Consider the following 10,074-nt stretch of genomic DNA (forward strand, 5'->3'; position numbering starts at 1 on the left):
GATGGCCGCCAAGTCGAAGCGGAATCCGTCCACGTGCATGACCTGCACCCAGTAGCGCAGGCTGTCGAGGATGAGGCGGCGCACCACGGCGTGGTTGGCGTTGAGCGTGTTGCCGCAGCCGCTGTGGTTGGCGTAGCGGCCGCCGCTTTCCAGCATGTAGTAGGTCGCGTTGTCCAGCCCGCGCAGGCCATGCGTGGGGCCACGCTCGTCGCCTTCGGCGCTGTGGTTGTAGACCACGTCAAGGATGACCTCCAGCCCAGCGCGGTGCAGGGCCTTGACCAGGTCCCGGAACTCGTTCAGCGGGGCCAAGGGGTCGGCCCCGACGGCATAACCCGCGTGGGGCGTAAAGAAGCTCAAGGGGCTGTAGCCCCAGTAGTTGCTCAAGCCGGGCGGGGCATCGTGGAGGTCGAACTGGAAAACCGGCATCAACTCCACCGCAGTGATGCCCAGGTCCACAAGGTAGGGGATCTTGTCGATCAAGCCCGCGTAGCGTCCCCGGTGAGCTTCGGGCACGCCGCTGCTGGGGTGCGCGGTGAAGCCGCGCACATGGGTTTCGTAGACCACGGTTTGCGCGAAGGGGCGGCAGGGCAGCCGATCGGCTTCCCAGTCGTAGGCGTGGTCGTCAGCCACCACGCTGCGCAGAGCGTGGGCCACGGCCGGGTCGTCGCGGCGGTAGCCAGGCGGTGTGGCCACGGCACGACCGTAGGGGTCCAGCAGAAGTCGCGCACCGTCGAACCGATGCCCTTGCTCGGGCGCCCAGGGGCCGTCCATTTGCCAGCCGTAGGCTGTGCCCACGGGCAGATCGGGCACGAAGACGTGCCAGTAGTGCCAGGTGCGGTGCCGGCGGGGGTCGAGTTCCAGCGTGTGACTGGGGCGCAGGTCGTCGGGGCGGGCGAAGAGCAGCAGGCGGCAAGCCGTGGCGTGCCGCGAGTACACGGAGAAGTTGACGCCACCCGCCTGGGGCCGGGCGCCCAAGGGGTAGGGGCTGCCGGGCTGCCGGTTCATGCCTCGAGCACCCAAGGCCAAGCGCCGGGATCGTCGGTCCAGGCCGGCAGCGCTGGCGCGTCCACGGTGTTGGCCAGGTGCGCGCGGAAGGCTGCGCCGCTGACCTCAGCCGCACCCAGGCTGGCCAGGTGACGGGTGTTTTGCTGGCAGTCGATCCAGGCGACGCCGTCGCGCCGGCACAGGGCCACGAGGTAAGCAAGGGCGATCTTGGAGGCGTCGGTGGCGTGCGCGAACATCGACTCGCCAAAGAACATGCGCCCCAGTCGAACGCCGTAAAGGCCGCCGATGCACACCCCGTCGCGCCAGGTTTCCACGCTGTGCACCAGGCCGCGGCGGGCCAGCTCGGCGTAGGCGGCCTGCATGTCGGGCACGATCCAGGTGCCGCCTGAGGCCGAGCGCGGCGTGTTGGCGCAGGCTCGGATGACCGCCGCGGTGTCGCGGTTCACGTGCACGGCGCAGCCGCGGGTGCGCAGGAAGCGGCGCAGGGTCTTGCGCAGCGAGGGATGCAGCTTGAAGTCGGCGACCTGCAGCACCATGCGCGGGTCGGGGCTCCACCACAGAGGCGGCTGGCCTTCGCTGAACCAGGGAAAGATGCCCAGCCGGTAGGCGGCCACGATGCGCTCGGGCCGCAAATCGCCGCCCACCGCCAGCAGCCCGGGGGCGTCGCTGTGCGGTCCCAAGGCCGAGGCGGGGTCCGGGAAGGCGAGGGCGGTCGGATGGAGTCGGACAATCACCCATCGATGCTAGCGCTGAGCCTTTGAATCCATGCTCTCTTTGACCCTCTACGGCATTCCCAACTGCGACACCGTCAAGCGCGCGCGCGCGTGGCTGCTTGAGGCGGGTGCCGACGCCACCTTCGTTGACTTCAAAAAGACCCCGCCCACGGTGCCGCAACTGCGTGCCTGGGCCCGGGCGGTGGGGTGGCAGTCCCTGCTGAACCGCGCCGGCACCACCTGGCGCAAGCTGGACGAAGCCACCCAGGCCTTGGCCTGCGATGAGGCTGGTGCCGTGGCGCTGCTGGCGACGCAGCCCAGCGCCATCAAGCGCCCCGTGGTGGATTGGGGCGACGGCCGCATCACTGTGGGCTTTGGCGAAGAGCGATTCGCCAAGCTGCTGGCCGGGGAGCGCGCCTGATGTTCACCGGCATCGTGCAAGGCGTTGCCCGCGTGGTCGCCATCCAGGCCCGCGAGGGCCTGCACACCCTTCGCTTGCAACTGCCCGAGGGCTTTGACCGCGAACTCGCCATCGGCGCCAGCGTGGCCTGCGACGGCGTGTGCCTAACGGTGACCGAACGGCCCGCGCCGAACGTGGCCTTGTTCGATGTGATGGCCCAGACCTTGAGCCTGACCACCCTGGGGGCGCTGCGAGAGGGCTCGGGCCTGAACGTGGAGCGCGCCGCCAAGGAGGGTGCCGAGGTGGGTGGCCACCCGCTGTCGGGCCATGTGGACGTGAGCGCCACCATCGCCGAGGTGCGTCAGCCGGACAACAACCACGTCGTCCGCTTCGCGCTGCCCGCGCCCTGGATGCGCTACGTCTTTGCCAAGGGCTATGTGGGCGTGAACGGCTGCAGCCTGACGGTGGCCGACGCGCGCCGCGAACGCGATGGCTCGGGTTGGTTCGAGGTCTGGCTGATCCCGGAGACTCTGCGCATGACCACCTTCGGGGCCAAGGGCGTGGGCGATGCCGTGCACATCGAAATCGACCGCGCCACCCAGGTGGTGGTGGACACGGTGCGCGATGCCCTGGACGAAAAACTCGGCGCCCTGGCCCCCCTGCTGGAAGCGTGGGCGGCCGAGCGAGGGTTGGACCTCACCGCCTTGCCGCAGGGCCAGGGCCCGCGCCGCACGCGGCCCTGAACAGCGGTCGACAGGCGACCTTCAGGGCTGCTTGGGGCCCGAGCGCCGCTGGCCACGGCCACCGCGCGTCGCGGCCCAACCCGCCAGCAGCACCAGGGCCAGCGTTCCCGGTACCGGCAGGTCTTGTTGTGGCTGGCTGAGGCTCAGCCCGTCGAACAAGAAGACCCAGTCGGCGTGGTCGGCATGGCCATCCAACTCGAAGCCCAGCAGCAAGCGGCCGCCGCCCAGGTCGGCCCAGCGCACGTCGCTCTGGTGCGAAAAGAGCGCGAGCGCCGATTGGGCGAAGGCGTCGCCACTGGCCAGCGCGTCGCCTTGCAGCCCGAAGCGCAGGGCTTGGCCCACGCTCAGGCCGCCGATGTCGAGCCAGTCACTGACGCTGTCGATGGCGCAGAACTCGTCCGCCAGCCAGTCGGCGTAGGTGCAGCCGGCGCCTCGGGTTTCGAACAGCCGGCGCGATGGGTCGGCCAACTCGGCCGCCGTGCCCGCCAACGCCAGGCGGGCTTCTTGCGGGGCGGCGGTGCCGCCAAAGGTCACGCGCAGGCTGCTGCCGGTGGCATAGACGTCTTGCGCCGCCACGCCACTGCTGAGCACGCTCAAGTCCAGGCTGCCGTCCCAAAACGGCTCGGCATAGCGGTCAAAGCCGTTGATCTTGCCGGAGCCCGCTTCGGCTCCCTTGAGGAACAGCGAGGCCTGGCCCAAGGCGCCGTCCTGTTGGGGGCCGATGGCGGCAGCACCAGCCCAAGCGGGCAACAGGGCAGCGGCCAAAGACAGGGCCGAGAGGAAACGCTGGCGCGGGGTCATCATGATGAAAAAATGTAGTTTGACTAGAACCTGAAGGAATGGGCTTGACGATGGATGTCTTGCTTTGATCGGATGGTGCAAAAAAAATCGTTCAAAAACAATAGGAAAAACCAAGGGACTGAACGGGATCAACGGGTTTACCCGATCCAGGCAAGGCCGGATTCATCGGATTTTGAAAGGTAGGAAAAATACATTCTTCCACCGGCCTTTTCCCTTCCCGACATGCGCACCCCGTTGCTTGCCCTCGTTCTCAGCACCTGCTTGGCTGCCGTTCAGCCAGCCCTGGCCCAAACCGCGCCTGGCGGCACCGACCAACTGGGCGGCCAACTCACCGCCAACGGCAGCGCGGTCAGCTTCCGGGTGTTCAGTGCCAACGCCACGCGCATGGAGGTCAATCTCTTCCGCCAAAGCTACGGCGCCCAACCCGTGGCGCGCTACACGCTGGCCAAGGTGGGCAGCACCGGGGTGTGGCAGGTTCAGATCCCGGTGAGCACCCTGCGAGGGCTGGGCTTTGACATCGACCCGGCCAACCCCAACAAGCTGTTCACCGACATTTACTACGGCTACCGCGCTTGGGGCCCGAACTGGACCCATGTGGCTGGCTGGACGCCGGGTTCTTCGGCCGGCTTCATCGCCGACGTGGACACCGCCGGCAACCGCTTCAACCCCAACAAGCTGCTGCTCGACCCCTACACCCTGGAAGTCACGCACGACTACACCAGTGCCGCGGTCACGCCCATCTTGGTCAATGCCACCTTGTTTGCCAGCGGCGGGGTGAGCGATGCGGGCGTGCCCGACCGCCAGCGCGACAGCGCCGCCCTGGCGCCCAAGGGCGTGGTGGCCATGCCTTGGGGCTTGGGGTTCAGCAACCTGAACACCGGCACCAAGCCCAATCGCCCCACGAAGGACGATGTCATTTACGAAGTCCATGTGCGTGGCCTCACGCAGGCCGATGCCAGCGCGGGCGCCTGCAAAGGCACCTACGCGGGAGCGGTGAGCAAGATCCCCTACCTGCAGCAACTGGGCATCAACGCCATCGAGTTCCTGCCCATCCACGAGACCGAAAACGAGGCCAACGACCTCCAGCACGCGCCCACCAACCGTTCGGCCACCAGCACCAACGGCGACAACTACTGGGCGTACATGACCACCAACTTCTTCGCCCCGGACCGCCGCTACGCCTGCGACAAGAGCATCGGCGGCCCGACGCGCGAGTTCGCCGCCATGGCCAAGGCCTTCAACGACGCCGGCATCAAGGTCGTCACCGACGTGGTCTACAACCACACCAGCGAGGGCGGCACCTGGGGTGCCGAGGTGGGCAAGGCCAACATGTGGAGCTTCCGCGGCCTGGACAACGCCAGCTACTACCTGCTGACCCGCGCGCCCGGAACTGCCACCGACCGTGCCTGGTACTACGACATCACCGGCACCGGCAACACCATGAACACCCGCCACCCGCGCGTGGCGCAACTCATCATCGACAGCCTGCGCTACCAGCGCGAGCGCCTGGGCGTCTCGGGCTTCCGCTTCGACCTGGGCATTGCCCTGGTGAACACCTACGACAACGACACCAACCCGAACGACCCGCAGCGCTTCTACTTCGACCGCAACGACGCCAACACCGCCTTGGCCAAGGTGGCCGCCAGCTTCCCCGGCGTGTTCCTCAGCGGCGAGCCTTGGGGCCTGGCCCCCGGGGGGCAGGGCTACCAACTCGGCCAGATGCCCCGCGGCTTCAGCGAGTGGAACGGTGGCTTTCGTGACGTGTTGCGCCGCGCGCAAAACAAGTACGGCGTGAAGGACGGCGACGCCACGCGCGGCAGCATCGCCACGCGCATCGCCGGCTCGCGGGACTTGTACGGCGACGCTGGCGATGGCCGCGATCGGCCCTGGTACTCGGTGAACTTCCTCAACGTGCACGACGGCTTCACGCTGAAGGATGTGTACAGCTGCAACGGCCAAAGCCAGAAGCAGGCCTGGCCCTGGGGCCCCAGCGACGGCGGCACCGCCGACGAAGACAGCTGGGACAACGGCGGCAGCGGTGTGGCCCAACGCCAAGCGGCCCGCACCGGCTTTGCGCTGCTCATGCTCAGCGGCGGCGTGCCCATCTTCAACGGCGGCGACGAGTTCTTGCGCACCATCCAGTGCAACAACAACCCCTACAACCTGGACAGCAGCGGCAACTGGTTGAACTGGAGCCTGAGCACCGAGCAGCAGAACTTCCTGGCCTTTGCTAAGGCCATGATTCAGTTCCGCAAGAGCCAACCCACGCTGCGCCCTGACGTGTTCTACACGGGCAGCGACACGAACGGCAACTACCTGGGCGGGCTCGACTGGTTCGGTGCCGACAAGAGCTACCGCAACGACAACAACGCCGGCAACTGGTGGAACGCCACCAGCACCACCCCCGATGCCCAAGGCCAGAACCGCACCATGGCCTGGCGCTACGACGGCAGCCAGAACGGCGGCGGTGATGTCATCCTGGTGCTCTACAACGGCGAACCCGTGGGCCGCAACTTCGTGCTGCCCTGGACCGGTCCGGGCAAGAACACCTGGTGCCGCGTGACCGACACCTCGAGCTGGGCGGAAGGGCCCAGCCAGGTGGACCTGAACGCCAGCGTTTGTGTCGGCGGCGAAAACGCGAGCTACGGCGTCAATGGCCGTGCCGTGGTGGTGATGGTGGCCAAGTGAGCGTCGGCCCGCGCTGAGGCGGGCCGTTTCGCAGGGCAGGATCGCACGCAGCCGCGTGCGACCTGCCCCGGGGGCTGGAGGTCACTGCCCCTGGCCGAGGGCGTAGCCGGGCACCCCGTCGAACTCGCACAGGTGCTCGGTCTTGATGAAGTCGAGCCCATCGCTGACCAAGTTGTCGAGCAGGTGCACGATGTCTTGGTGCCGCACCTCCCGCGGAGCGCCCGCGGCGTCGATGCCCATGAAGCGGCAGCGCCAGTGGTCGGTGCAGAAGGTCTCGGCGAAGCCGCCCGGCCATACCTTCACGCCCCGGTTGGTGATCATCTGCAGCGCAAAGCCAGCGGGCTTGGGCTGATGGCTCAAGGTGGCCAAACGGCCGGCCAGGAAGTCGGCCGTGGCGTGGGCGGCATGCACGAACACGTCCACACCCACCATGCGCTTTTGGGCCGGTTGTGCCCGGGTGTACAGCGGCTGGGGCGTGGTGCGTGCGGTCGGGGCGTCAACATACCTCACCGGCTTGAACTGCCGGGGTTGCTGGCCCAAGCGTGCAATCACCGCGTCGGCGAAGGCCTCGGTGCCCAGCACGCGTCCGTCGGCCGAGGGCTTGAGGTCACCGGTGACCAAGCCGTCTTCGAGCGTGCGCAGCCAAGCGTTGTGCACGCGGGCGGCCACCTCGCTTTGGCGGATGTGCACCAGCATCATCACCGCCGACAGCAGCAAACCAGAGGGGTTGGCGACGCCTTGGCCCGCGATGTCTGGCGCACTGCCGTGGATGGCTTCGAACATCGCCACGTGCTCGCCGATGTTGGCGCTGGGCGCCAGCCCGACCGAGCCCGTCAACTCGGCAGCCACGTCGGAAATGATGTCGCCATACAGGTTGGGGGTGACGATCACGTCGTAGCGCTCGGGCTGCGTGGCCAAGCGCGCCGTGCCGATGTCGATGATCTGGTGCTCGGTCGCGATGTCTGGGTACTCGACCTTGATCTCATCGAAGACCCGATGGAACAGGCCATCGGTCATCTTCATGATGTTGTCCTTGGTCATGCACGTGATCTTCTTGGGGCCGTTGGCGCGGGCGTACTCGAAGGCGTGGCGAACGATCTTTTCGCAGCCAGGGCGTGTGATCAGCTTCAGGCACTGGAACACCTCGTCGGTTTGGCGGTGTTCGATGCCGGCGTACAAGTCCTCCTCGTTTTCGCGCACGATCACCACGTCCATCGTCGGGTGCCGCGTGGCCACGGCCGGCGCGTAACTCACGCAGGGGCGCACGTTGGCGAACAGGCCCAAGGTCTTGCGGATGGTCACCTTCAGGCTCTTGTAGCCACCGCCTTGGGGCGTGGTGATGGGGCCCTTCAGAAAGACCTTGGTGCGGCGCAGGCTGGCCCAGCTCTCGGCGGCGATGCCGCTCGTGTTGCCGCCCAGGTAAACCTTCTCGCCCACGTCGATGACCTCGGGGGCGATGGCGGCATGGGCGGCTTCCAGGATCCGCAAGGTGGCGGCCATGATTTCTGGGCCGATGCCGTCGCCGTAAGCCACGGTGATGGGGGTCTTGTTGGGCATGAGACTGTCGTTGAGGGGTTGCGATGGACGACAGTGTCCCGAGGGTCTTTGATAATGAAAAGTGATCTTTATTGATCAAAAACATCGTGAAAGGCAATGCATGAAACCGACCTTGCCCGCCATACGCGCCACGCTCACCCAACTGAGAACCCTCGACGCCGTGGCCCGCCTGGGCGGTGTGGGCAAGGCGGCGGCGGCCTTGCATTTGGCGCAGCCCACGGTGTCCACCCAGCTGCGCGAGTTGGCAGCGGCGACGGACCTTCAACTCTTCGAGCCCGATGGGCGGGGGTTGCGCATCACGGCCGACGGCGAGCGGCTGTGGGCCGCGGCGCGAGAGATGTTCGACGTGTGGCGCCGCTTCGAAGAAGACCAAGCCGACGTGCGCGAGCTGCGTGCCGGCCGTCTACAAGTGGCCGCCGTCACCACCACCGAGTACTTCTTGCCCGAGTTGCTCGGCCCCTTTGCACAGGCCTACCCGGGCATCGACATCGAGCTCACGGTGGAAAACCGAGATGCCGTCGTGCGTCGCCTGCGCGAGGGCGTGGCGGAGCTGGCGGTGATGATGCTGCCGCCCACCGACCTGCCACTGAACCGCTGGCCGCTGATGGAGAACCCCTTGGTCTTGGTCGCCCCTGCGGGTCACCCGCTGGCCGGGCGGCGCAGCGTGCCGTGGTCGCGCCTGATCGCCGAGCCGCGTTTGGCCCGAGAGTCGGGCTCGGGCACTCGGCTGGCCACCGACCAGTTCCTGGCGCATAAAGGCATCGACTGGCAGCCGCGCATGGCCCTGGGCTCCAACGAAGCCCTGAAGCACGCCGTGGCGGCCGGCCTGGGCTTGGCGGTGCTGAGCCGCCACACCTTGGGCGGCGACGCCACCGGCTTGGTGGAGCTGAAGGCCAGCGGTTTGCCGATTCGGCGGCACTGGCAGGTGGTGTGGCGCCAAGACCGCCGGCTCAGCCGCGCCGCCCAGGCCCTGTTGGCGGCCTGGCGCGAGCGCTGACGGAACCGTTGGGTCAGTCCTGGGCTGCCACCACCCCGAACCGCCCCGCCGATTTCTCGTACAGCGTGCGTCCGGTGGCGGTCTCCTGAACCTTGAGGCTCAGCAGCAAGGTTTCGTGGATGTTTTGCGCCTTCAGCGCGAAGTTCGCCCGCAGGGGAATCACCACCCCCTCGCTGGTGTTGCGACCCGCTTGGCCAACTTCCCAAGCCTGGTACATCTTGTACTGCGAGCCATTGCGCAACTCCAACTGCGTCTTGGTGTGTTGCCCACTGAAGCAGGCCACCAGGTTCATGTGCCGTCCGCCCATGCCGCAGCTCAAGGTGGCGGTGTAGGGGAACTCGCGCGCGTGGTCTGCCTGGCGTTTGCGCTCCTCGGCTTTTTGCTGCTCCTCTGCCGCACGGGCCTGACGCTCTCGATCTTGTTTGACCGACAACGCGGTCTGCCCCTTGGGGGCGGCCTGCTTGTCATTGAGGTAGGCCAGCACCTCGCCCGCGCTGTTGCCCGTGCCGTACTTGCTGCTCTTCATTTCGGCCACAGCCTGATCGAACTGCGACTTGCTGCTGACCCCGAGTCCGGCCAGGGCCTTCACTTGATCGCTCGAGGCGTCGATGCTGCTGGCGAACTCGCTGGCCGCCCAGTCGGCATGGCCGCTGCGCTGTGCCCAGGCGTCGCGCAAGCCGGCCACGGGGAGGATCTCGTTCAGCTCGTACCGGCGCTTGCCCTGGTCGCGTTCGATGGCTTTCATCACCATGCGGAGCTGCTTCGGGAAATCCACGTAGACGGCGCAGTTTTCTGGGTTCTTTTGCAGGTCCAGGTACAGCTCCTCTACCGAGCCGTAAGCCTTGTGGAACGGTCTACTGCCCACCGTCGCCGAGATGCGTTGCTCCTTCAGGTGCGCCCGGAAGCTGTTGGACAGGATGTCGGCGCCCTTGAAGGCATAGCCCAGCACGGCCGCTCCGGTGGCGTCCTTGTAGGACAAGGTGCAGTAGCGCAGGCCCTCATTCCCCGGCAAACGCAGCGACAGCGATCCCACGTGTTCGCGAGAGTCGGCCGTGGCCAGTTCCTCCAGCTGGCCAGCGCGCTGGCGTTCGTTGTCGGCGGCCTGTTGCTGCCGGGCTTGATCGGCGGCAACGATCCGCTCCAGGGTCTCAACCTTGATGGTCTGGAAGC

Annotated in this window: 9 protein-coding genes; 4 read left to right on the forward strand and 5 right to left on the reverse strand. The window is 67.1% G+C overall.

The features are described from left to right. Together O9335_RS07840 and aat are read right to left on the reverse strand one after the other, a co-directional pair. On the reverse strand, positions 1-1,005 hold a 1,005-nt coding region (locus O9335_RS07840; protein WP_298386118.1), incomplete at its 3' end, for an alpha-amylase family glycosyl hydrolase. Continuing rightward, a complete protein-coding gene (gene aat / locus O9335_RS07845) occupies positions 1,002-1,685 on the reverse strand; it encodes a leucyl/phenylalanyl-tRNA--protein transferase (RefSeq protein WP_298386141.1) in 684 nt (227 codons plus the stop codon). The genes aat and O9335_RS07840, both read right to left, overlap by 4 nt. Positions 1,686-1,770: 85 nt before the next feature. Here aat and O9335_RS07850 point away from each other — a divergent pair, with 85 nt between their 5' ends. Both O9335_RS07850 and O9335_RS07855 read left to right on the forward strand, forming a co-directional pair. Further along, on the forward strand, positions 1,771-2,139 hold the full coding sequence (locus tag O9335_RS07850) for a Spx/MgsR family RNA polymerase-binding regulatory protein (RefSeq protein WP_298386121.1): 369 nt from the start codon (positions 1,771-1,773) through the stop codon (positions 2,137-2,139). After that, a complete protein-coding gene (locus O9335_RS07855) occupies positions 2,139-2,861 on the forward strand; it encodes a riboflavin synthase subunit alpha (RefSeq protein WP_298386124.1) in 723 nt (240 codons plus the stop codon). The genes O9335_RS07850 and O9335_RS07855 overlap by 1 nt, the downstream gene beginning before the upstream one ends. A 21-nt stretch (positions 2,862-2,882) precedes the next feature. On the opposite strand, the gene O9335_RS07860 is transcribed toward O9335_RS07855, so the two are convergent. Beyond that, the gene (locus tag O9335_RS07860; RefSeq protein ID WP_298386127.1) at positions 2,883-3,665 is read right to left on the reverse strand and encodes a hypothetical protein; all 783 of its coding nucleotides are present in this window, start codon (positions 3,663-3,665) and stop codon (positions 2,883-2,885) included. A 219-nt stretch (positions 3,666-3,884) separates the two neighbouring features. Between O9335_RS07860 and O9335_RS07865 the strand changes: the two genes are divergently transcribed. Further along, positions 3,885-6,350 carry an alpha-amylase family glycosyl hydrolase gene (locus tag O9335_RS07865; protein ID WP_298386130.1) on the forward strand — a complete coding sequence of 822 codons (2,466 nt, stop codon included), beginning with the start codon at positions 3,885-3,887 and terminating at the stop codon, positions 6,348-6,350. 81 nt (positions 6,351-6,431) lie between these two features. Here the strand turns inward: O9335_RS07865 and O9335_RS07870 are convergent, their stop codons facing one another. After that, complete coding sequence (locus O9335_RS07870; protein WP_298386133.1) at positions 6,432-7,907, reverse strand: NADP-dependent isocitrate dehydrogenase; 1,476 nt, start codon at positions 7,905-7,907, stop codon at positions 6,432-6,434. A gap of 100 nt (positions 7,908-8,007) precedes the next feature. Between O9335_RS07870 and O9335_RS07875 the strand changes: the two genes are divergently transcribed. Then, a complete protein-coding gene (locus tag O9335_RS07875) occupies positions 8,008-8,904 on the forward strand; it encodes a LysR family transcriptional regulator (protein WP_298386136.1) in 897 nt (298 codons plus the stop codon). 13 nt (positions 8,905-8,917) lie between these two features. Here O9335_RS07875 and O9335_RS07880 read toward each other — a convergent pair. Continuing rightward, the coding region (locus O9335_RS07880) for a hypothetical protein (protein ID WP_298386139.1) at positions 8,918-10,074 on the reverse strand (1,157 nt) is incomplete at its 5' end.

Source organism: Inhella sp., assembly GCF_027532025.1.
Lineage (GTDB): Bacteria > Pseudomonadota > Gammaproteobacteria > Burkholderiales > Burkholderiaceae_C > Inhella.

Coding starts and splice junctions, on each gene's coding strand:
- O9335_RS07850 (WP_298386121.1), top strand. CDS start 1,771: ATGCTCTCTTTGACCCTCTACGGCATTCCCAACTGCGACACCGTCAAG.
- O9335_RS07855 (WP_298386124.1), top strand. CDS start 2,139: ATGTTCACCGGCATCGTGCAAGGCGTTGCCCGCGTGGTCGCCATCCAG.
- O9335_RS07860 (WP_298386127.1), bottom strand. CDS start 3,665: ATGATGACCCCGCGCCAGCGTTTCCTCTCGGCCCTGTCTTTGGCCGCT.
- O9335_RS07865 (WP_298386130.1), top strand. CDS start 3,885: ATGCGCACCCCGTTGCTTGCCCTCGTTCTCAGCACCTGCTTGGCTGCC.
- O9335_RS07870 (WP_298386133.1), bottom strand. CDS start 7,907: ATGCCCAACAAGACCCCCATCACCGTGGCTTACGGCGACGGCATCGGC.
- O9335_RS07875 (WP_298386136.1), top strand. CDS start 8,008: ATGAAACCGACCTTGCCCGCCATACGCGCCACGCTCACCCAACTGAGA.